The sequence below is a fragment of the Pseudomonas sp. OV226 genome, from assembly GCF_003148705.1.
Classification (GTDB): domain Bacteria; phylum Pseudomonadota; class Gammaproteobacteria; order Pseudomonadales; family Pseudomonadaceae; genus Aquipseudomonas.
Map to the genome: position 1 here is coordinate 1 of NZ_QGGS01000039.1, position 22,115 is coordinate 22,115.

23 protein-coding genes and 1 pseudogene are annotated in these 22,115 nt (G+C 59.3%); 17 read left to right on the plus strand and 7 right to left on the minus strand.

Annotation, left to right across the window (positions count from 1 at the left end; all coding sequences use genetic code 11):
- Positions 1-479 precede the first annotated feature (479 nt).
- The 3 genes from C7534_RS31510 to C7534_RS31520 form a co-directional block, all read right to left on the minus strand.
- Positions 480-1,037 carry a Smr/MutS family protein gene (locus C7534_RS31510; RefSeq protein ID WP_046027104.1) on the minus strand — a complete coding sequence of 186 codons (558 nt, stop codon included), beginning with the start codon at positions 1,035-1,037 and terminating at the stop codon, positions 480-482.
- 74 nt (positions 1,038-1,111) lie between these two features.
- Positions 1,112-1,432 carry a hypothetical protein gene (locus tag C7534_RS31515; protein ID WP_046027103.1) on the minus strand — a complete coding sequence of 107 codons (321 nt, stop codon included), beginning with the start codon at positions 1,430-1,432 and terminating at the stop codon, positions 1,112-1,114.
- A 131-nt stretch (positions 1,433-1,563) separates the two neighbouring features.
- Positions 1,564-2,154, minus strand: a complete 591-nt coding sequence (locus tag C7534_RS31520) for a cysteine hydrolase family protein (RefSeq protein ID WP_046027102.1) — start codon at positions 2,152-2,154, stop codon at positions 1,564-1,566.
- Between the two features lie 239 nt (positions 2,155-2,393).
- Between C7534_RS31520 and prmB the strand changes: the two genes are divergently transcribed.
- On the plus strand, positions 2,394-3,302 hold the full coding sequence (gene prmB, locus C7534_RS31525) for a 50S ribosomal protein L3 N(5)-glutamine methyltransferase (protein ID WP_046027101.1): 909 nt from the start codon (positions 2,394-2,396) through the stop codon (positions 3,300-3,302).
- A 126-nt stretch (positions 3,303-3,428) separates the two neighbouring features.
- On the opposite strand, the gene C7534_RS31530 is transcribed toward prmB, so the two are convergent.
- Together C7534_RS31530 and C7534_RS31535 are read right to left on the minus strand one after the other, a co-directional pair.
- Positions 3,429-4,220, minus strand: coding sequence for a hypothetical protein (locus C7534_RS31530; protein WP_046027100.1), 792 nt, complete (start codon positions 4,218-4,220; stop codon positions 3,429-3,431).
- 95 nt (positions 4,221-4,315) lie between these two features.
- Positions 4,316-5,315, minus strand: a pseudogene (locus C7534_RS31535) (alpha/beta hydrolase).
- Positions 5,316-5,399: 84 nt separating this feature from the next.
- Between C7534_RS31535 and aroC the strand changes: the two are divergent.
- Genes aroC through mtnC form a run of 5 tightly spaced genes read left to right on the plus strand, consistent with a single transcriptional unit; the run spans position 5,400 to position 9,534 of the window.
- The gene (aroC, locus tag C7534_RS31540) at positions 5,400-6,491 is read left to right on the plus strand and encodes a chorismate synthase (RefSeq protein ID WP_046027098.1); all 1,092 of its coding nucleotides are present in this window, start codon (positions 5,400-5,402) and stop codon (positions 6,489-6,491) included.
- A 28-nt stretch (positions 6,492-6,519) separates the two neighbouring features.
- Positions 6,520-7,671 (plus strand): MFS transporter, encoded by a 1,152-nt coding sequence (locus C7534_RS31545; protein WP_175648952.1) that lies wholly within the window; start codon positions 6,520-6,522, stop codon positions 7,669-7,671.
- On the plus strand, positions 7,668-8,288 hold the full coding sequence (locus C7534_RS31550) for a methylthioribulose 1-phosphate dehydratase (RefSeq protein ID WP_046027097.1): 621 nt from the start codon (positions 7,668-7,670) through the stop codon (positions 8,286-8,288). The genes C7534_RS31545 and C7534_RS31550 overlap by 4 nt, the downstream gene beginning before the upstream one ends.
- Positions 8,289-8,300: 12 nt before the next feature.
- Complete coding sequence (locus tag C7534_RS31555; RefSeq protein ID WP_077430607.1) at positions 8,301-8,846, plus strand: 1,2-dihydroxy-3-keto-5-methylthiopentene dioxygenase; 546 nt, start codon at positions 8,301-8,303, stop codon at positions 8,844-8,846.
- 4 nt (positions 8,847-8,850) lie between these two features.
- On the plus strand, positions 8,851-9,534 hold the full coding sequence (gene mtnC, locus C7534_RS31560; RefSeq protein ID WP_077430606.1) for an acireductone synthase: 684 nt from the start codon (positions 8,851-8,853) through the stop codon (positions 9,532-9,534).
- Positions 9,535-9,740: 206 nt separating this feature from the next.
- On the opposite strand, the gene C7534_RS33180 is transcribed toward mtnC, so the two are convergent.
- Positions 9,741-10,019 carry a DUF3509 domain-containing protein gene (locus C7534_RS33180; RefSeq protein WP_046027152.1) on the minus strand — a complete coding sequence of 93 codons (279 nt, stop codon included), beginning with the start codon at positions 10,017-10,019 and terminating at the stop codon, positions 9,741-9,743.
- A 340-nt stretch (positions 10,020-10,359) separates the two neighbouring features.
- Here C7534_RS33180 and C7534_RS31570 point away from each other — a divergent pair, with 340 nt between their 5' ends.
- The 10 genes from C7534_RS31570 (at position 10,360) to C7534_RS31615 (ending at position 19,385) form a co-directional block, all read left to right on the plus strand.
- Positions 10,360-12,198, plus strand: a complete 1,839-nt coding sequence (locus tag C7534_RS31570) for a long-chain-acyl-CoA synthetase (protein WP_109788199.1) — start codon at positions 10,360-10,362, stop codon at positions 12,196-12,198.
- 96 nt (positions 12,199-12,294) lie between these two features.
- A complete protein-coding gene (locus C7534_RS31575; RefSeq protein ID WP_046027093.1) occupies positions 12,295-12,813 on the plus strand; it encodes an ankyrin repeat domain-containing protein in 519 nt (172 codons plus the stop codon).
- A gap of 105 nt (positions 12,814-12,918) precedes the next feature.
- A complete protein-coding gene (locus C7534_RS31580) occupies positions 12,919-13,449 on the plus strand; it encodes a hypothetical protein (protein WP_046027092.1) in 531 nt (176 codons plus the stop codon).
- An 82-nt stretch (positions 13,450-13,531) separates the two neighbouring features.
- Positions 13,532-13,723 (plus strand): PLDc N-terminal domain-containing protein, encoded by a 192-nt coding sequence (locus C7534_RS31585; RefSeq protein ID WP_046027091.1) that lies wholly within the window; start codon positions 13,532-13,534, stop codon positions 13,721-13,723.
- 262 nt (positions 13,724-13,985) lie between these two features.
- Positions 13,986-14,861, plus strand: a complete 876-nt coding sequence (gene speE, locus C7534_RS31590; RefSeq protein WP_109788200.1) for a polyamine aminopropyltransferase — start codon at positions 13,986-13,988, stop codon at positions 14,859-14,861.
- A 160-nt stretch (positions 14,862-15,021) separates the two neighbouring features.
- Positions 15,022-15,255 (plus strand): hypothetical protein, encoded by a 234-nt coding sequence (locus C7534_RS31595; RefSeq protein ID WP_046027089.1) that lies wholly within the window; start codon positions 15,022-15,024, stop codon positions 15,253-15,255.
- 213 nt (positions 15,256-15,468) lie between these two features.
- Positions 15,469-15,810: a ribonuclease E inhibitor RraB gene (locus tag C7534_RS31600; RefSeq protein WP_027922513.1), complete on the plus strand. Its 342-nt coding sequence runs from the start codon at positions 15,469-15,471 to the stop codon at positions 15,808-15,810.
- A gap of 396 nt (positions 15,811-16,206) precedes the next feature.
- On the plus strand, positions 16,207-17,616 hold the full coding sequence (locus tag C7534_RS31605) for a circularly permuted type 2 ATP-grasp protein (protein WP_077430604.1): 1,410 nt from the start codon (positions 16,207-16,209) through the stop codon (positions 17,614-17,616).
- Positions 17,617-17,628: 12 nt separating this feature from the next.
- Entirely contained in the window at positions 17,629-18,579 is a 951-nt protein-coding gene (locus C7534_RS31610) for an alpha-E domain-containing protein (protein WP_046027088.1), read from the plus strand.
- Positions 18,576-19,385 carry a transglutaminase family protein gene (locus tag C7534_RS31615; RefSeq protein WP_046027087.1) on the plus strand — a complete coding sequence of 270 codons (810 nt, stop codon included), beginning with the start codon at positions 18,576-18,578 and terminating at the stop codon, positions 19,383-19,385. The genes C7534_RS31610 and C7534_RS31615 overlap by 4 nt, the downstream gene beginning before the upstream one ends.
- 122 nt (positions 19,386-19,507) lie before the next feature.
- Here C7534_RS31615 and C7534_RS31620 read toward each other — a convergent pair whose 3' ends face one another.
- Entirely contained in the window at positions 19,508-20,329 is an 822-nt protein-coding gene (locus C7534_RS31620) for a c-type cytochrome (protein WP_109788201.1), read from the minus strand.
- Between the two features lie 580 nt (positions 20,330-20,909).
- Here C7534_RS31620 and C7534_RS31625 point away from each other — a divergent pair.
- Positions 20,910-22,115: an acetyl-CoA C-acetyltransferase gene (locus C7534_RS31625; protein WP_046027085.1), complete on the plus strand. Its 1,206-nt coding sequence runs from the start codon at positions 20,910-20,912 to the stop codon at positions 22,113-22,115.

Here is a 22,115-nt window from a genome sequence, read left to right on the forward strand (position 1 = left end):
TTGATGAACTCTTCGTTCCTGTCGATGGTTTGAAGAGCGCTACGGATACTACCGCCGACCTCGGTCGCCCCACGCTGCTCAACCCAAAGCGTGAGCTCCATGATGGCGGCTTCCAGTGCGAGTTGGTTTTCGTTGATCTTGAATAGCAGGGAAGGGAGCAGGTCTGAATTCGGCATCGCGATTCCTCCGTGGAGGTTTCAGCGTAGCAGCAAATTAGGAAGCGACGAGCGGTAGGCAGGAGGCCAAAGGAAGCAATGAAGCTTGTACCACTTTTTGTACCACTGACCGTGTAAAGCAGGTTAAAACCGGGTATTCCAAAGTAAGGAAGTGCCCGGTTTCATTGACCCTGAGTACTTTGCCTTACCCCCTTAGAATCGCGGTGTAATTCTGTTCCAGGGACATGAAACTACCTGTGGGATTTTACGCAAAGGGCAAGGGTACGGTGGCAAACACGGTGCTGCAAGAGCGACGCGACAGCTTTACTCGTCGCGACCTTCCATCATGGTGCGTTTGAGCATTACATACACTGCTCCCGCGCCGCCATGTTTTGCCTGGCATGAAGTGAAACCGAGCACCTGTGGATGCTGGCGTAGCCAGGTGTTGACGTGACTCTTGATCATCGGCCGCTTGCCGTCCAGACGCACGGCTTTACCGTGGGTGACGCGCACGCAGCGAATTTCGAATTTGGTGGCTTCGGCGAGAAAGGCCCAAAGGGTTTCTCGCGCTTTTTCCACGTTCATGCCATGCAGGTCGAGGCTGCCCTCGAACGGAATCTGCCCGATCTTGAGTTTGCGCATCTGGCTTTCCTGCACACCGTCACGGGCCCACATCAATTCGTCTTCCGGGCCGACGTCGATGACGAACTGATCGGACAGCCCATCAACCGTGGTGGCATCAGTGCGAATGGTTGCGGCTTGACGCAGCTTGGCGATTTGCGCGCGGTCGGCCTTGGGTTTGCCGGTTTCGGCGCGATCGTGCTTGATCGGCTTGACGCCTTGGATCGCACTTTTGAACAGGGAAAAATCGTCGTCTTGCATGTCAGCCTCCGCGAAGGGCGGCCAGTTTACCCAAGTAATCACGAAACGGCCCGGCAAAAAGCCAGGCCGTCGGTTCAGTCGTGTTTTTTCATCAGGTGCGGGGACATGTTCAGCTCGCGCGACTGACGTGCACGCCGCCGGCAGCGCCGCCACAGCCACACGCCCAGGTACAGCACGAAGAGGCCGACCGCCAGAATCACTGCCGCTGCGGTCCGACTGGCGTTCAATTCACCCAGCGCGGGTACGTGGCCAAACAGGCTGGCAGCGGCGGCCATGGCGAGCAACACACCGCAGGTTGCCAGCAATGCGGCAAACGCGGCGCCAATTCGAAAACGCCAGTTGCGTTGGCCTTTAGGCCGCAAGCGCCGAGCGTCAAAACCATCGGATAACTTCATTCCGACCTTCCTCAATGGGTATCGGCCCTTCGACCGGGAGTTGACCGGGATGTTCCTGAGGCTAAGACAATTGCGGCAAATGAGAGACTTTTGCGGATGAGCGGCAGTATTGGCCGCACATCGAGTGCCGATCAAATCAGTTCGTGAGTGAGCGCGAGGGTAGCGAAGTTATCCCCCATGATCGCCATTTCGGTCTGATGAACGTGCTCGGCAGTCAGTACGCCACCCTTGTAAGGCAAGTCGCGCGTGGCGCAGGCGTCTTCGACCAGGGTGCAACGAAAGCCCAGGTTCTTGGCGGCGCGCACCGTGGTGCTGACGCTGGAGTGGCTCATGAAACCGCAGACGATCAGGTCAAGGGCACCAAGGTCTTCCAGGCGTTTGGCCAGTTCGGTGCCGTGGAACGCGCTCGGCAGCATTTTACCGATGATGGTTTCGTCAGCCTGTGGCTCAAGCCCCGGGATGAACTCGCCACCGACGCCTTGCGGGTTAAACAACCCACCCAGCGTGCCGAGGTGGCGTACATGCACAATTGGCCGGCCGGCGGCGCGGGCAGCGTTGAGCAATTGCTTGATGTTCGCGACGGCAGCGTCCATGCCGCTCAGGGCCAGCGGGCCGCTGAGGTACTCTTTCTGGGCATCGATAATAACAAGCGTCGCATGGCTCAGATTGGCGGCTGCATAACCGCGGCCGCTGAGTTGAAACATCGTTTTTGGAACGGACATTCTGGGGCTCCTTGGAGTGGGGCTTTTGCGACATTGTCCTCTGGCTGAGCGGTTCTGTGAATCGCTACTATCGTAGGCGCCGTCTTTGCTGGCTTGCAGCCTTGTCAAGTTACTCGATTTGTTCAATAGCCAGCGGAAAAAAGGGATCGGTCCTACATCTGCTCCGGTGTTTTTCCTGCGTCGTCGTGGCGCGTTTTGGCTGTTAGAATTGCCAGTCGTTTTTTCTGGAGTTTGCCGCCGTGATCACTTCCCGCCTTCGTACCCTGCGTGACCATATCCGTTGGGCCGTCAGCCGCTTCCATGGGGAGGATCTGTTTTTCGGCCATGGGACCGACAACGCCTGGGACGAAGCCCGTCAGTTGGTGTTGGGGGCTTTGCACTTGCCGTGGGAAATTGCCGACAGCTACCTCGACTGCGCGCTGGAAGAAGACGAGCTGGTCAATCTGCAACGCTTGCTCAAGCGCCGCATCGAAGAACGCATCCCGACCGCCTACTTGCTGGGCGAAGCATGGTTCTGTGGCATGTCGTTCATTGTCGACGAGCGTGTGCTGATTCCACGTTCACCGATTGGCGAACTGATCGAAAACCGCTTCACGCCATGGCTGGGCACCGAGCCTGCGCGCATTCTGGACCTGTGCACCGGTTCCGGCTGCATCGGCATCGCCTGTGCCTACGAGTTCCAGAACGCCGAAGTGGTGTTGGCCGATCTGTCGTTCGAAGCGCTGGAGGTGGCCAATCAGAACATCGAGCGCCACGGTGTCGATGAGCGGGTGTACACCGTTCAGGGCGATGGTTTTGATGGTTTGCCGGGTCAGCGTTTCGACCTGATCGTGTCGAACCCGCCCTACGTCGATGCGGAAGATTTCGCCGACATGCCGGACGAATATCAACACGAGCCCGAGCTGGGACTGGCCTGTGGCGATGATGGTTTGAACTTGGTGCGCCGCATGCTCGCAGAAGCGGCGGATCATCTGACCGAGAAGGGCTTGCTGATTGTCGAAGTGGGCAATAGCCAGGTTCACGTCGAGGCGCTGTACCCGGAAGTCGATTTCGCCTGGCTCGATTTCGAGCGTGGCGGGCATGGGGTGTTCATGTTGACGGCGGAACAATGCCGCGAACATCAGGCCTTGTTCGCTTCCCGCGTCTGACCTGAGGGCGCCATCGCGGGCAAGCCGTGCTCCCACAGGTTTTGGGTGTGCCACATAACTTGAGCACAACATAAAACCTGTGGGAGCACGGCTTGCCTGCGATGGGCACGTCTCGGTCCTGAATCTTTACCGGTGTGTCGCAATCCAGATCAACAACCCCGCCTGAAACACCGCAAACGCCACCAGACACGTAATGGTAAAGCGCAGCCCGGCGTCTTCACGCTTGTACTTGCTGACCTTTTCTTCGTGCGTCTTGAGCTTCACTTCTTGCTCGGCCAGATTCTGCTCGGCCTGCTGAAGCATCTGCGCGGCTTCGAGAATTTCCACCAGTTGCAGTTTTTCAGTGTTCCACTCGCCCGACAGATCACCCACCTGCACGTCTTTGACGCTGCCCTTCAAATGCTGGGCATCGGCATACACCACTTCAAAACCATGCGCCTTCAGGAAGTGATCGCGACGCAGGCGAGTGTCTTCGTTCAACGCATCCTTGTTGTTCAGGTCCGTGCCGTCGACGGTGTAGCCGGACCAGCGCTTCTTCGCCCAGGTAATCCCTTGAGCCGCCATGAAGCGGCCGATGCCACGGTTCATCGGTTCAATCTGCAAGCCGCTGTCGGGCCCGAAATGCACACGTTTGGTGGTGTGATCGACCCACACGTCCAGATGATTCTGTTCTTTGCGCACACGCTGGCCGGGCAGGGTGATGCTCATGCGCATCAGGCTCTGCTCTTTGTTGTTGCGTTCGGCATAGCCGAATTCGACAAAGCGAAGTGGCCGACCTCCGGTGTTGCGGTCGGTTTTCAGCGGCGCCAGACGGAGCATCTTGTGGTGCTCGACGTGGACGTCCGCCCACGGCAGCTCGACCGCTGTGGGAGCGTCTTTTTCAGCGGTGGTGTCGGGTGAAGTCTGGGTATCAGTCATAACGGCGAGATCCTGTCCAAGCCCTGCCGCCAGCCATTGCGCTGGCGACAAAGGCTTATCGGCCGTTTTTGACAGGACTGGAGGGCAAACGGCGCTTAACTGGTGCGAAGTCCGTCAATAAACCCGAGGATGCGAGTGCCCAGTTCGGCCGCCAGCGGCAATTGCGGATCTTTATAAGAGGCCATTTGCCGTTTTACATCGTTGGGCACGATGCGCATGACGTGGTTCATGCCTTCGATCAGCGCCAGTTCAGCGTCCGGTTTGGCGGCCTTCAGCAGCCTGGCATCACCGACGCCGACCTGAATGTCGTTGCTGCCCTGAATGATCAGCGCCGGCATCTTCAACTTGGCGAACGCTGCCGCCGGGTCCTGACGGAACAGCGAAATCAGGTACGGCTGTACACTTGGGCGGAAAATCACCTGGAGCGGTGGCGGCACGTTTTCGTCAATGTGCCCGGCCTTGAGGCTGTCGAGCAGCTCATTGCTGCGCTGCATCAGGGCGGGCGGCAGGCGATTGCTCAACTGCTGGCGCAACACCTGATCGACCGGTCGAGCACTGCCGGACAGGGAAATGACCGCCGCAGGATCGACACTCGGTGCCGCCAATGTGGCGATCAAGGCGCCTTCGCTGTGGCCGAGCAAAATCAATGGGCCGAAACGTGGATCATGTTTGAGTTTCTCGCCCCAGGCTTCAGCGTCGGCGACATAGGCCTCTACCGACAGATTGCGCTCGTCCGGCGTGGCTGCAAGGCTCGCCGCCACGCCGCGTTTGTCGTAACGCACGCTGGCGATGTTGTGTTTGGCCAGCACCCAGGCCAGCCGTTTGAGGCTGTCATTGCGCCCGCCGTCGGTATTGTTTCCGTCACGATCCGTAGGGCCGGAGCCGGAAATGATCAGGACAACCGGCACGGGATTGTCGGATTTTGGCAGCAACAACGAGCCGAAAAGCTCACCGCTGCCGGTGTCCAATGTAATGGGCCGTTGCAACACAGTGGCCTGGGCAAAGCCAGATATCAGGGTAAGGCTCAAGGCTAGAACTCGCAGCATCATCACGCCATCATTCACAAAGATGCCGGTTGGACTCGCAGGCACCCATAAGGTTCGAGGATGAACTACTTGGGTAGCCTGCGTATACTGGCGCGCATTACGTATTCAGGTTCTATTTCACGGAGCGTCCTGCATGTCCGGCAATACCTACGGCAAGCTGTTCACTGTCACCACCGCGGGCGAAAGCCATGGTCCGGCGTTGGTCGCCATTGTCGACGGCTGCCCGCCGGGCCTGGAAATTTCCCTTGAGGACCTGCAGCGCGACCTGGATCGGCGCAAGCCCGGCACCAGCCGTCACACCACTCAACGCCAGGAAGCGGACGAAGTCGAAATCCTCTCCGGCGTGTTCGAAGGTCGCACCACCGGCTGCTCCATTGGCCTGCTGATTCGCAACACCGACCAGAAGTCCAAGGACTACTCGGCGATCAAGGATCTGTTCCGTCCGGCCCACGCCGACTACACCTACCACCACAAATACGGCGAGCGCGATTACCGTGGTGGCGGTCGCAGCTCGGCGCGCGAGACGGCGATGCGCGTGGCGGCAGGCGCCATTGCGAAAAAGTACCTGGCGACCCAGGGCATCGTCATTCGCGGCTACATGAGCCAGCTCGGTCCGATTGAAATCCCGTTCAAGACCTGGGATTCGGTCGAAGAGAACGCCTTCTTCAGCCCTGATCCGGACAAAGTCCCGGAGCTGGAAGCCTATATGGACCAGCTGCGTCGCGATCAGGATTCGGTCGGTGCGAAAATCACCGTCGTGGCTGAAGGTGTCATGCCAGGCCTTGGCGAGCCGATCTTCGACCGCCTCGACGCTGAACTGGCCCATGCGCTGATGAGCATCAACGCGGTCAAAGGCGTGGAAATCGGCGCCGGTTTCGCCAGCGTCGCCCAACGCGGCACTGAGCACCGTGATGAAATGACCCCGGAAGGTTTCCTCAGCAACAATGCTGGCGGCATTCTGGGGGGGATCTCGTCCGGTCAGCCGATCGTTGCGCACCTGGCGCTGAAGCCGACGTCAAGCATCACCACGCCGGGTCGCTCCATCGACATCCATGGCAACCCGGTGGAAGTCATCACCAAGGGCCGTCACGACCCGTGCGTCGGTATTCGTGCAACGCCAATCGCTGAAGCGATGATGGCCATCGTGCTGATGGATCATCTGCTGCGCCATCGCGGGCAGAACGCCGATGTGCGTGTGAGCACACCGGTGCTGGGTCAGCTTTAATGGCTGGCCTTGAAGTCGCTGCAGTCTGATGACTGTGGCGGCGCTCCCGTACTGGCGGCTCTCCAGTTTCTACCTGTTCTATTTCGCCTTGCTCGGTTCGACGGCGCCGTTTCTGGCGCTGTATTTCGATCACCTGGGCTTTTCCAGCGCGCGGATCGGCGAACTGGTGGCGATCCCGATGCTGATGCGCTGCGTGGCACCGAACATCTGGGGCTGGCTGGGTGATTACACCGGCCGACGCCTGGCCATCGTGCGCTTCGGCGCGGTGTGCACGTTGCTGACGTTTTCGCTGATTTTCGTCAGCAAGACCTACGCCTGGCTGGCGATGGTCATGGCGTTGCACGCGTTCTTCTGGCACGCGGTATTGCCGCAATTCGAAGTCATCACCCTGGCGCACTTGAAAGGCCAGACTGCGCGCTACAGCCAGATTCGCCTCTGGGGTTCGATCGGTTTCATCATCACCGTGGTCGCGCTGGGTCGGTTGTTCGAATGGCTCAGCCTCGACATCTATCCGGCCGCGCTGGTGTTGATCATGGCCGGGATCGTGCTCAGCAGCCTGTGGGTGCCCAATGCGCAACCGGTCCAGGGTGAGCGGCTGGCGGGCGAGGGCTTCCTCACGCAATTGCGCAGCCCCGGCGTGTTGGCGTTTTATGGTTGCGTGGCGTTGATGCAGTTGAGCCATGGGCCGTATTACACGTTTTTGACCTTGCACCTTGAGCGATTGGGCTACAGCCGTGGCGTGATCGGCATGCTCTGGGCGGTCGGCGTGGTCGCCGAAGTCCTGATGTTCCTGGCCATGAGCAAAATCCTTATGCGCTTCTCGGTGCGCCGGGTGTTGATGGCGAGTTTTCTGCTGGCGGCACTGCGCTGGCTGCTGCTGGGGTCATTTGCCGACCATCTGTGGGTGTTGCTGTTTGCCCAGGTGCTGCACGCGGCGACCTTCGGCAGCTTTCACGCAGCTGCCATCCAGTTCGTGCAACGTAGCTTTGGCGCACGCCAGCAGGGCCAGGGCCAGGCGTTGTACGCCGCGCTGGCCGGCACCGGTGGCGCATTGGGCGCGCTGTATTCCGGCTACAGTTGGAATGCCTTGGGCGCCACATTGACCTTTAGTATTGCAAGCCTCGCAGCCCTGGCGGCTGCCGTTATCATTGCCACACTTCTGCAAGAGGACAGGCCATGAGCCTTACCCGTGAACACCTTGCCCAGGAAATCATCGACGCCGGGCGTTTTCTGTATGGCCGCGGCTGGTCACCGGCCACCAGCAGCAACTATTCGACGCGCCTGTCGCCGAGCGAAGCGCTGCTGACCGTGTCCGGCAAGCACAAAGGTCAGTTGGGTCTGGATGATGTGTTGGCCACCGACCTGGCGGGCAACAGCCTGGAGCCGGGGAAAAAACCGTCGGCCGAAACCTTGCTGCATACCCAGCTTTACAATTGGCGCCCGGAGATCGGCGCGGTGCTGCACACCCATTCGGTCAACGCCACGGTGTTGTCGCGCCTGACGCCGGAAGACTTCATCGAGTTCGAAGACTACGAACTGCAAAAAGCCTTCAGCGGCGTGTCAACCCACGAGTCTCGGGTACGGGTACCGATTTTCGACAATGATCAGGATATTGCGCGCCTTGCCGCCGAGGTGCAGCCTTGGCTGGACGCCCACCCTGATTGCGTCGGCTACCTGATTCGCGGTCATGGCCTCTATACCTGGGGCGCACGGATGAGCGATGCGTTGCGGCAGATCGAGGCCTTTGAATTTTTGTTCGAGTGCGAGTTGAAGACGCGCGCGATCCTTAACCGTTAAGGAGTTGCCCTGATGAGCAGCCTGTCCGTTTACCACGTCTCAAGCCCTGACTTACCGAACAAGGTGCTGACCCATTTCGAAGACATCGCCTCGACGCTGGCCGAGCAGGGCGTGCGCTTCGACCGCTGGCAAGCGGCGGCGAAGATCCAGCCTGGCGCCAGTCAGGAAGAAGTGATCGCCGCCTACCAGGAACAAATCGACAAGCTGATGACCGAACGCGGCTACATCACCGTCGATGTCATCAGCCTGAACAGCGATCACCCGCAAAAAGCCGAACTGCGTGCCAAGTTCCTCGACGAACACCGTCATGGCGAAGACGAAGTCCGGTTTTTCGTGGCCGGTCGTGGTTTGTTTACCCTTCACATCGGCGATTACGTCTACGCGGTACTCTGCGAAAAGAACGACCTGATCTCGGTGCCGGCGGGCACGCCGCACTGGTTTGACATGGGCGAGCATCCGCATTTCGTCGCGATCCGCCTGTTCAACAACCCTGAAGGCTGGGTGGCCAATTTCACCGGCGAAGACATCGCCAACCGCTTCCCGCGTCTTGAGGACTGAACCGATGCCGATCAAAGCGATGCTCACCGACATCGAAGGCACCACCAGCGCGGTGAGTTTTGTGTTCGACGTGTTGTTTCCCTACGCCGCCAGACACCTGCCGGATTTTGTCCGTCAGCACGCCGGGCGCGCCGATGTGGCTGAACAACTGTCCGCCGTTCGCCGTGACAGCAATGAACCGGACGCCGACGTTGAGCGCGTGATCGAGATACTACTGGGCTGGATCGCCGAAGACCGTAAAGCCACGCCGCTCAAGGCATTGCAAGGCATGGTCTGGGAGCAGGGTTATCAGGCGGGGCAGTTGAAGGGCCACGTTTACCCGGATGCCGTTGAAGCGCTCAAGCGCTGGCATCAGGAAGGCTATCAACTGTTTGTATATTCGTCGGGTTCGATTCAGGCGCAAAAACTGATTTTCGGTTGCTCGGAGGCGGGTGACTTGTCGCCGCTGTTCAGCGGTTACTTCGACACCACGTCCGGTCCCAAGCGTGAGGCGCAGTCTTATGAGCGCATCACCCAGGCCATTGGCCTTGAGCCTTCGCAGATTCTGTTTCTGTCCGACATCGTCGAAGAGCTGGACGCTGCGCGCACGGCCGGGATGGCGACATGCGGGTTGGCGCGAGAGGGCGGGGAGTTGGCGGGCCATGTAACCGTCGACAGTTTCGAGCGGATAAACCCCACCACCTTTTAGGACAACACACATAACCTGTGGGAGCCGAGCTTGCTCGCGATGAGGCCCCGTCAGTCAACATTGTTGTTGAATGACACACCGCCATCGCGAGCAAGCTCGGCTCCTACAGGGTTGGTGTGCAACCAGATATTGTATGCAGCGCCAGAAACAACTCAGGCCGTGAAGCGAAAGCTCTCACGGCCTGTTTGTTTTAGCGCTGGCGCGGTTTACGCCGTGTGATAAGTCGGCAGCGCAAACCGTTGCTGGCTTTGCAGCATGGAGATCTGCGGCAATTCGCTGGCCTGTTCGGCCAAGTCACGGCGAATCGCACTGATTACCCACGACAGCTGATCGCCAGCGTGCAATTGCTGGTAGGAAATCGAACGTTTAAACACTTTGCCTTCTGTGCTGCGCAGGGTCAGCAGAATCCCGCCGTCCGGGCGCGGTTGGGTGGTGACTTCGAAGTTGGAGAACAGGGACGAAAATTTTTCTTGGATCAGGTTCATGTCGATCAGCTCCATTTGCACATGATTGGCAAGCATGGAGAGGAGGTTGCAGTGATTGTGCCAGTACCTGATTTTTATAAAGTCGTTGTAAATCAATAAGTTAATAATCTTGTTGTTTTTCGGTTTCGTGCAATCTGCATGAATGGCCATCGTGCATCCTGCATTTTGAAAGATGAGCGATGATTGAATGGAACCAATCGGCGCGTCGATGTTCACGATTCATCCGTCGCTGGGCGGATACAAAACATTGCAAAAACCGCGTGTACAGCGCCAGAACCGCTGACGTATTTTCGGCCTCTATAAACGCCGCCCGACAATAAAAAAATCAGCGGGAGCACGCATGAAACGCACGTCCAGCGACACGATTACCTGGGGCATGATGCTCCGCAAACTGCCGACGATCGCCAAAGCCATTCCCCGCGTGGTGAAGGGCCTGAAAGTCGCCAACGTCAAGGATCCGACCCAACCGTGTGGCCTGGGCTGGAGTTTCGAGCAGGCGACGTTGCGTAACCCCGAGGGGCCCGCATTACTGCAGGGCGATGTCACGCTGACCTATACGCAGGTCAACCAATGGGCCAACCGCATTGCGCATCACCTGATGGCCCAAGGCATCGGCAAGGGTGACGTGGTCGCGGTCTTCATCGAGAACCGCCCGGAATTGCTGGTGACAATACTGGCGGTGGCCAAGGTCGGCGCGATCAGCGCCTTGCTCAATACCTCGCAGACCCGCGATACGCTGGCGCACAGCCTGAACCTGGTGGCGCCCGTGGCGATCATTGTCGGCGGCGAACTGGTCCCGGCGTTTTCGCAAGTCCGCGAACGGGTGTCCATCGCGCCAGCGCGAACCTGGTACGTCGCCGATCAAGACACCTACAGCCATCCGGGCATTGCCCCCGATGGTTTCGTCAACCTGATGACGGGCAGTGCCGACGCGATCGACGACAACCCGGCCAGCAGCCAGCAGGTTTTTTTCGACGATCCTTGTTTCTATATCTACACCTCGGGCACCACCGGATTGCCCAAGGCCGGTGTCTTCAAGCACGGGCGCTGGATGCGCAGCTCCGCCAGTTTCGGCCTGATCGCCCTCGATATGCAGCCGCACGACATCGTCTATTGCACTTTGCCGCTGTATCACGCGACCGGGCTCTGCGTGTGCTGGGGCTCGGCCATCAGTGGCGCCTCGGGGTTTGCCATTCGACGCAAGTTCAGCGCCAGCCAGTTCTGGAGCGACGTCCGCAAATACCACGCGACCACCCTCGGCTACGTGGGCGAACTGTGCCGTTATCTGGTGGATCAGCCACCGAGCACCGACGACAGCCAGCACACCGTGAAAAAAATGGTCGGCAACGGTCTGCGTCCCGGCGCTTGGGACGCCTTCAAAACCCGTTTTGCCATCGACCACATCTGCGAGCTGTACGCGGCCAGCGACGGCAACATCGGGTTCACCAATATCCTCAACTTTGACCACACCATCGGTTTCTCGCTGATGGCCTGGGAATTGGTGGCTTACGACCACGACAGCGGTCAGCCGATTCGCAATGCCAAGGGTTTCATGAGCAAAGTGCCCAAGGGTGCACAGGGTTTGCTGTTGGCCAGGATCGACGACAAGGCGCCGCTGGACGGCTACACCGATCCGCAAAAGACCGAAAAAGTCGTATTGCATGACGTGTTCCAGAAGGGCGACCGTTTCTTCAACACCGGTGACCTGCTGCGCAACATCGGTTTCGGCCATGCGCAATTCGTCGATCGGCTGGGCGATACCTACCGCTGGAAGGGCGAAAACGTATCGACCACGGAAGTCGAAAATATCCTCTTGCAACACCCGCACATCGCCGAAGCCGTGGCGTATGGCGTGGAAGTCCAGAACACCAACGGGCGTGCCGGGATGGCGGCAATTACGCCGGCTGAATCCCTGGCCACCCTGGACTTCAGCGAACTGCTGGAATTTGCTCGCGAGCAAATGCCGGCCTATGCGGTGCCGCTGTTCTTGCGGGTGAAAGTGAAAATGGAGACCACCGGGACGTTCAAATACCAAAAGACCCGGCTCAAGGACGAAGCCTTCGACCCAGGCAAAACCGGCGACGACCCGATCTATGCCTGGCTACCCGGCACCCAGACTTACGTACAAGTGACCGAGCAGGTGCTGGCGGATATCCAGGGTGGCAAGTACCGCTATTGAATGTGGCTATGGCGGCCCTTGAGAAAAAACAAGTGACAGCGTGGGGGCCGCTCGGGAAACTGTCGGCTTTGCGAATAACCCAACAGGGAGCCCCCGATGTCAGACCAAAGCCGCCAGATGACCCCCGAAGAAGCCGCTGAATTTGCCGAACAGGTATTCAACAAGGCGCGCGAGGGCGATGCGGCCATGATGGCTGCGCTGTTGACCAAAGGCCTGCCGCCTAACCTGCGCAACCACAAAGGCGACACCTTGCTGATGCTGGCCGCTTACCATGGCCACGTGGAGACCGTGAAAGTCCTGCTCGAACACAAGGCTGACCCGGAAATTCGCAACGACAACGGCCAGAGCCCGATCGCCGGTGCGGCGTTCAAGGGCGATCTGGCAGTGGTCACGGCACTGGTCGACGGTGGCGCGCAAGTGGAAGGTTCATCGTTTGATGGCCGTACTGCTTTGATGATGGCCGCGATGTTCAACCGCGTTGCCATCGTGGACTACCTGATCAGCAAAGGCGCCGATCCGAAAGCCAAGGACGCCAACGGCGTGTCGGCACTCGATGCGGCGAAAACCCTGGGCGCTGTCGATACCATCGCTCAGCTGGAAAAGCTGCTCGGCTGACCTTTTGTGGCGAGGGAGCTGGCTCCCTCACCACAGGTCCGCAATCCCTCCTGAATGCGCTATCCTTCGCGCCCTCAAAATTCACTCGCTACAGGATCCGTCGCCATGAAAGCCGCACTCGTCGAACTCATCAGCAAAATCAGCTCCGGGTGCATGAGCGACGACGAAATCCTCAAGGTCGCGGACGAAGCGGCCCAGGCCTACGCCGATCCTGAAGCTTTTCTGACGGCCAATCCGGATATCAACTACGACGACACGTTCCCGATTCCATTAGGCGAATGGGTGGTGGTCGGCAGCCTGCCGGAGACGGTGCTGTTCCAGGCGGATACCTACGTGGACCTGTTCGCGCAGATCGTCGCCTCGTTCGGCCCAGGCGTTGATTTCAATATCAAACCCAAGCAACTGGCCAAAACCGAAGCCCTGACCGCGCTCAACCGTATTCAGGTGCAGATGGGCAGCATGAACAAGGAAAACGGCGGCTACACGCTGATGAACTTCAGCCAGTTGCTCGACGATGAGCTGCAAGTGGTGTTGGTCTACGGCAACGACATTCCTCGCGTGCTGGAGCTGTGCGCCGAAGTCGGCATCGCTGCCGCGCCATCGCTGGAAGCGCTGAAAGTGGCCATCCACGTCTGACACCCAGACACTGTCAATAAAAAGGAACCCTCGCGACGACCGTCTATCCTAAGGGGGCTTATCACTCTTCGGGAGCGTCACCATGGGTTCCACGTTCAACAGCCTTGTTGCGTTGATCATTTTTGTCCTGGACATCTGGGCCATCATCAACGTGTTTAAAAGTGGTGCCACCACCGGGATGAAAATCCTCTGGGTGTTGTTGATCGCCTTTCTGCCGGTGCTGGGCCTGATCATCTGGGCCATCGCCGGGCCACGGGGCAACGTCAAATTCTGACGGGTCTCCCAAAAAACGACACTGAACCTGTGGGAGCATGGCTTGCCCGCGATGAACGATATCGCGGTGCAACTGACAGACCGCGTCGTCTGCTTCGCGGGCAGGCCCGCTCCCACAGGATTGGGGTGAGCCGATCAAGAGGTTCGACCTGTCATCTTTCGCGACGTAGAATGCGCGCCTTTCCCGGTCAATCGAGCCAATCGATTGGCCATCATGGGCGGGTAACCGTCCGTTGCCACCCGCATTCATCGGAGCACTTCCCATGAGCACCACCGCTACCAGCGACTACCTGGAAACCCTCTACGAAGGCTATGGCCAGCGTTTTCGCATGGAAAAACTGCTGCACGAAGTGCGCACCGAGCATCAACACCTGGTGATTTTCGAAAACCCGCGCATGGGCCGGGTAATGGCACTGGACGGCGTGATCCAGACCACCGAAGCCGACGAATTCATCTACCACGAAATGCTGACCCACGTGCCGATCCTGGCGCACGGTAGCGCCAAGCGCGTGCTGATCATCGGTGGCGGCGACGGCGGCATGCTGCGTGAAGTGGCCAAGCACCGCAGCGTCGAACACATCACCATGGTCGAAATCGACGGCACCGTGGTCGACATGTGCAAGGAATTCCTGCCAAACCACTCCAAAGGTGCGTACGAAGATCCTCGCCTGAACCTGGTGATCGACGACGGCATGCGTTTCGTCGCCACCACCACTGAAAAGTTCGACGTGATCATTTCCGACTCCACCGACCCGATCGGTCCGGGCGAAGTGCTGTTCTCGGAAAACTTCTACCAGGCCTGCCGCCGCTGCCTGAACGAAGGCGGCATTCTGGTGACCCAGAACGGCACGCCGTTCATGCAGATCGAAGAAGTCAAAACCACCGCCGGGCGCCTGCGCAGCCTGTTCCCGGATTGGCACTTCTACCAGGCGGCCGTGCCGACCTACATCGGCGGCTCGATGACGTTTGCCTGGGGCGCGACCAATACCGCTTATCGCAAACTGTCCCGCGAAACCCTGCAGCAGCGCTTTGCCGGTAGCGGCATCATCACCCGTTACTACAATCCAGAGATACACATCGGCGCTTTTGCCTTGCCGCAATACGTCCTGCAGGCTGTGAACAAGCCAAGCAACGACTGATCCCGCGTCAATCAGAAAGGGCCGTTTGCGGTGGTGTGAAAACACACCGCTACCGGCCCTTTTTTTCATCTGTCCTGGAGCGCGTCAGTGGAACAATTAGCCTGCTAACAAGGTCGAGATGCTTGTAAGCCCATCCATGGGTTTTATCGAGGAGGCACTGATGCAAAAGTGGAAAATCACTTTCGTGGATGATCACGGCGAAACCATCGACGAAGTCTTTGAGTGCGACGAGTGCCCGGACAACGAGGAAGCCGCCAAACTCATCAAGGCCAGGCTTCTTCCTGTGGCCGCCGAACTGGATCTGAATGATCTGGAAGGACGAACCGTTGATGCCGGCGTCAAAAGCCTCAAAGCCCAGAACAGCATCCAAATCCTCGGCATCACGCCAATCTGAACACCTCCTGTCTCATTCTCATCCAGGCCTTGGCAGCGGCTCTCTCTTGAGGCTACTCTGCAATCGAGATCAGCGAATGGATCGCTAAGGTCTGGTCTTGTCAGCTACATGCTTGCTTCCCACCGGCAACGAGGTTGCCGCATCGCACGCACCATTCGGTTGCGTGTGTCGGGAATACGGAAAGTCTATCCATCACTATGAGGGGGACGTTTCATGAGCACAGCCTATCAAGAAGACATCAGCAGCTCGGTACTGCGCCGCATGAAAGAAGGCGGTTTCGACTTTTCAAGATTCCACCCCATCGAGTTCTACGCCATTTTTCCCGACGAGGAGCGGGCCCGCAGAGCAGCAGGTCATTACCGTGGCGAATCGCTGAATGCGCAAATCAGTGTGCGCGACGATGGCGCATGGGCACTCGAACTGAGCAAGGTCATGTACGCCACTTATGATGACATCGGCGATTTCGAGCAAGGTTTCGAGGCGGTGGTCGAGCCTCTGGGCGGCATCATTGAAGGATGGGGCGTCAAGCAGGAGGTACGAGGGCTACTCGCATAATCCTATGAACAGTGACACGCACTAACGGCTGACCTTCGGGTTGGCCGTTTTGGTTTATGGGCGCAGTAAACCGCTGCTGGCAAAACCCTGAAACAAGAATCCGAGGCAAAAAAAACCGCCTGAGCAGGCGGCTAAAGGGAAGTTCGGGCTGTTTTTCCAGCGAATGCGCGGATTATCCCGGGCCGAAACCGGGCAGTGAAATCAACTCTGACTATGCTGGTGATAGGCGACAACGTCGCCTTGCAATGAAGCGGGGGCAATCAGGTTGGGGCGTTTGCTGCACAGGATTGGTGCGGTATTGGCGGTGTGAAAATCCAACTGATTGATATCAAAGCGTTTATGCCGCTGGCACGGGCCTTGCGAAGGTCTGGATGTCCGGGTGACAAGGAGTACGGCATGATCCGCACCTATTTTGATGAAATGTACGATGCCGGCGGCCAGGTCCGCCCGCATTATCGGGAGTTTGCCCGTTGGCTGGCCGAAACGCCTGACGAGCTTTTGGCACAACGGCGACGCGAGGCCGATCTGTTATTTCATCGCGCCGGGATTACCTTCACGCTCTACGGGGACGAGCAGGGGACAGAGCGCCTGATTCCCTTCGACACCATCCCCCGCAGCATCCCTGCCAGCGAATGGCGGGTCGTCGAACGCGGCTGCATTCAGCGGGTCAAGGCATTGAACATGTTCCTTGCCGACCTCTATCACGAGCAGCGCATCATCAAGGCCGGCATCATTCCGGCCGAGCAAGTACTGGCCAACGAGCAATACCAGTTGGCAATGCAGGGGCTGGACCTGCATCGCGATATCTATTCGCACATCTCTGGCGTCGATCTGGTGCGCGACGGTGACGGCACGTATTACGTGCTCGAAGACAACCTGCGCACACCCAGCGGCGTGAGCTACATGCTCGAAGACCGCAAGATGATGATGCGGCTGTTCCCCGAACTCTTCGCGGCACAACGCATCGCGCCCATCGATCACTATCCGAATCTGCTTCTGGACACGCTGAAAAGCTCCAGCCCGATCGACAATCCGAGCGTGGTGGTGCTGACGCCGGGTCGTTTCAACAGCGCCTTTTTCGAGCATGCCTTTCTGGCTCGGGAGATGGGGGTTGAACTGGTGGAAGGCGCGGACCTGTTTGTGCGTGACGACAAAGTATTCATGCGTACCACGGACGGCCCGAAAGCCGTCGACGTGATCTACCGTCGCCTCGACGATGCGTTCCTCGACCCGTTGGCCTTCAATCCGGACTCGATGCTGGGCGTTCCGGGGCTGCTGTCGTCGTACCGCTCCGGCAATGTCGTGCTGGCGAACGCCATCGGTACGGGCGTTGCGGACGACAAGTCGGTGTATCCGTTTGTCACCGACATGATCCGTTTCTACCTCGACGAAGAACCGATCCTGAAGAACGTACCGACGTTCCAGTGCCGCAACCCGTCTGAGCTGTCCCACGTACTGGCCAATCTTCCGGATCTGGTGGTCAAGGAAACCCAGGGCTCGGGCGGTTACGGAATGCTGGTGGGGCCGGCGGCGACGACGGCGGAAATCGAGTCGTTCCGAGAGCGGATCAAAGCCAAGCCGCACGCCTACATCGCGCAACCGACGTTGTCCCTGTCGACCTGTCCGACCTTTGTCGAAAACGGCATTGCGCCACGCCATATCGACCTGCGTCCGTTTGTTTTGTCTGGCCGCGAAACCCGGGTCGTGCCCGGCGGTTTGACCCGTGTCGCCCTGCGTGAAGGCTCTCTGGTGGTGAATTCCTCCCAGGGTGGCGGAACCAAGGACACCTGGGTGGTCGAGGATTGAAGGAAGCCTGCCATGTTAAGTAGAACTGCCTCGGATCTGTATTGGATGTCGCGTTACCTGGAGCGGGCGGAAAACCTCGCACGGATGCTCGACATCAGTTATTCGCTGTCGCTGATGCCGCAGGATGGTCGCGGCAACGGCCTGCACGAACTCGCCATGCCGTTGCTGATCACCGGCACCCTGGACGATTACCTGGAGCGCCATGGTGAGTTGCATGCCGAACGGCTGCTGCACTTCTTCGCCCTCGACGCCGCCAACCCGGCCAGCATCTACAGCTGTCTCGGCGCGGCGCGGGCCAGTGCCCATGCGGTGCGTGGGCGAATCACCGCCGACATGTGGGAAAACATCAACGCCACCTGGCTGGAAATTCGCGGGATTGCCGAGCAGGGCTTGAGTCGCTACGGCATGAGTCGCTTTTGCGAGTGGATCAAGGAACGTTCCCATCTGTTTCGCGGTGCTTCCTACGGCACCATCATGCGTAACGATGCGTTCCGCTTCATTCGCCTGGGGACGTTTATCGAAAGGGCGGACAACACGCTGCGCCTGCTCGACGCTCGCTACGAAATGGCCGGCGATCAGGCCGAAGCCGTCAGTGACGGCACGGCGCACGCCTATTACCAGTGGAGTGCCTTGCTGCGGGCGCTGTCTTCGTTCGAGGCGTACACCGAGATCTACCGCGACGCGCCCGGTGCCCGGCATGTGGCTGAGTTGCTGTTACTGCGGGCGGATGTACCGCGTTCGCTGCGCGCCTGCACCGAAGAAATCGACCAGATCCTTGCCAGTCTGCCGGGAGCCAATGGCCGTCCCGCACAGCGTCTGGCCGCCGAAATCGACGCGCGCCTGCGCTACACCGGTATCAACGAAATTCTCGACGAAGGCCTGCACGCCTGGCTGACCGAATTCATCCCGCTGGTGCGCCAGTTGGGCAACGCCATTCACAGTTCTTACCTGGAGGCTGCATGAGACTTTCCATTAGCCACGAAACCACCTATCACTATGAAGATCAGGTGCGGGCGAGCATCCAGTACCTGCGACTGACACCCCACGACAGCGAGCGCCAGCACGTGCTCAGTTGGCAACTCGACCTGCCGCGCCCGGTGCGCGCGCAACTCGATCCGTTCGGCAACATCCTGCACGTGCTGACCATGGACGAGCCGCACGAGGCGATCATCATCGGCGCCCGTGGCCAGGTGGACATCGACGAACTGAGTGAAGCCGAGCATGAGAGCCAATCGGCGCTGCCGTTCCTGCGTTTTACCCGCCTGACCGAGCCCGACGAAGCCTTGCGCGCATTCGCGCAAAAGGAATGTAAAACACGCCGGGATCGCACGGCGCTGATCGACTTGATGCATGGCCTGAACCAGCACATGACCTACACGCCGGGCTCAACCGAAGTCGACACCAGTGCGGCTCAGGCCTTCGCCGGGCGCTCCGGCGTCTGTCAGGACCACACCCATGCGTTTCTCGCCTGCGCGCGTAGCCTGGGCATTCCGTCGCGTTATGTCTCGGGTTATCTGTACAGCGAGAACAGCGAACACCTGGCCAGTCACGCCTGGGCGGAAGCCTGGCTGGATGACGCCTGGTACAGCTTTGATGTGACCAACGAATTGGCCCGGCCGGAACGTCACTTGAAACTGGCGGTAGGCCTGGATTATCTGGATGCCTGCCCGGTGCGCGGGATGCGCCGGGGCGGCGGGTGTGAACAGATGCATGCGAAAGTGTTTGTGTCGCCGACACCGATGCCGGTTATCTCTGTCCAGCAGCAATAAACCTGCACGCTGATCATTCCCACGCTCTGCGTGGGAATGCAGCCCGGGACGCTCCGCGTCCCACCGAAGCGGACGCAGAGCGTCCATTGAGGCATTCCCACGCGGAGCGTGGGAACGATCGGTTACGGTTTAACCTTGCGCCCGACCATGTGCTTCAAATACCCCACCAACTTCTCCAGATCCCCATCCGGCAATACCTGCGCGGAAAACCCCGGCATCTTCGCCTGCGGCCACTGGCGCAAGCTCTGCGGATCACGGATATACCGCTTCAGGAAATCCGCTCCAAAATACTCGGTCGGGTTGTACGGAATATTCAGATCTGGCCCGAACTGCGCATCCCCGGCACCGTTCAGTCGATGGCAGGCCAGGCAATTCTTCTGAAACAGCGCAAAACCTTGATTGACCGGATCATCGGCTTTTAACCCGGGATCAGGCAGCAGGGCAGGGAAGCGTTCCGCCACCGGCGCCAGGCGCTTGATGCTGGCGACCTGGAACGGCCATTGCTCCGGGCTGACGTTGCCGGCTTGCGGATTCGTCCAGACCAGATAAAACGGCCCGGCACCCGGTTTGCCTTCAGACAATGGCGGCCATGGTTTGGCCGGGTCTTCAATCGCCAGCCACGCCTGCGCGCCCTGAGTGTTGAGCAACGGGGCGGCGGCCAGCTCGGCGGCAAATCCATCCAGCGCCACGGCTTGCAGGTGGTCATCAGGCTTGATGCCGGTCAACAACGCCGCCAGCGGCACGGCTTGATAGTTCATCTCGCGTTTGTAGGAAACGTCGTCGGCAATGTGAAGGGTCTGGATTTTAGGGTGCTTGAGCAGTTCCCCGGTTTGCCAGGTGCGGCTGTTCGCGCCCAGCTCAAGGTTCAGCTGTGCGGCAAACAGAGGCGTGCTGAGCAGCAAGGCCCCGAGCAGTGTGAGCGTTTTCAATAGATCGCCGTCCATGTCGTGCAAGTGCCATAAAGGTTGGCACACCCACGCTGGCCCGGGTAGCGAGCCGGTCACAATTTTAAGATGGCGATAAATTCTTGGCGCTTGAGTCAGCCAATCACCTTGGTCAGGTTCGGCAAAATCAACAACAGCGTAGTGGCGAAAAGAATGAGCCCGGCTTGACGTACTTTCGAATGTTTGAACATGGCTTGACCGCCTTTTTTGTTATTTCCTGATGCCTGCCTGCATATCTCCATGACGGCAGAGCGTTGCACTTCCTGTCAGACGAGCGCCTCGGCAAAACCCGACGACAACTTCGTACACTTCACCTTAGAGCCCGCGTCAGCCGCGGTTTAGATCCATTTCGTATGGATATGCCATTAAAAGCTCTTAAAAAGGCATGAGGCCTATTGCCAGCTTCTTGGGCGCCCGTTTGCTAGACAGCTCCGTCTCCTGAATCGGTTAATTCGGTAGTTCACTACCGTCCGTCTGAGCGTGTGCGTCAACGTCGATGAGCGCTGCGGTCATTGAATCCGCAGCGGCTCGGCATAAGGTAAGAACTCGCATTTACCCACTGCCCAGGTTCGAGGACGTCATGACCCACGCTTTGATTTTCGACGCATTACGCACGCCCCGTGGTAAAGGCAAAGCCGATGGCGCCTTGTACAGCGTCAAACCGGTCAATCTGGTGGCCGGGTTGCTGACGGCGTTGCAGCAGCGTACTTCGCTCGACACCAGCCAGGTCGATGACGTCGTGCTTGGCTGCGTGACGCCGGTTGGCGATCAAGGCTCCGATATCGCCAAGACCGCGACCCAAGTGGCGGATTGGGACGTCAGCGTCTCGGGCGTGCAGATCAACCGCTTTTGCGCTTCGGGGCTGGAGGCGGTGAACCTTGGCGCGATGAAGGTGCGCTCCGGTTTCGAAGATCTGGTGGTGGTCGGTGGCGTCGAGTCGATGTCTCGCGTGCCGATGGGCAGCGACGGTGGGGCCTGGGCGCTGGACCCGGAAACCAACCTGCACAGCCATTTCACCCCGCAGGGCGTGGGTGCTGACCTGATCGCCACCCTTGAAGGTTTCAGCCGCCAGGACGTCGATGCCTACGCGTTGCACTCGCAGCAGAAAGCCGCGCGGGCGCGGGCGAATGGTTCGTTCAACAAGTCACTGGTACCGGTGCAGGATCAGAACGGCATCATCCTGCTCGATCACGATGAATTCATTCGGGCCGATTCCACGCTGGAAGGCCTGGGCAAGCTCAAGCCGAGTTTCGAAATGATGGGGCAAATGGGCTTCGACGCCACGGCGTTGCGCGTCTACAGCCACGTCGAACGGATCAATCACGTACACACGCCCGGCAACAGTTCCGGGATCGTCGATGGTGCGGCGCTGATGCTGATCGGTTCCGAAGCCAAGGGCCGGGCGCTGGGCTTGCAGCCGCGGGCACGGATCGTCGCCACGGCGGTCACCAGCACCGACCCGACCATCATGCTCACCGGCCCGGCGCCGGCTACCCGCAAAGCACTGGCCAAGGCCGGCCTGCGGGTCGAAGACATTGACCTGTTCGAGGTCAACGAGGCGTTTGCCTCGGTAGTGCTCAAGTTCATCAAGGACATGGCCATCGACCCGGACAAGGTCAACGTCAACGGCGGTTCCATCGCCATGGGCCACCCGCTGGGCGCCACGGGGTGCGCGATTCTCGGCACGCTGCTCGATGAGCTGGAAACCCGGCGCCTGCGCTATGGCCTCGCGACGCTATGTGTCGGCGGCGGCATGGGCATCGCCACCATCATCGAACGCCTCTGA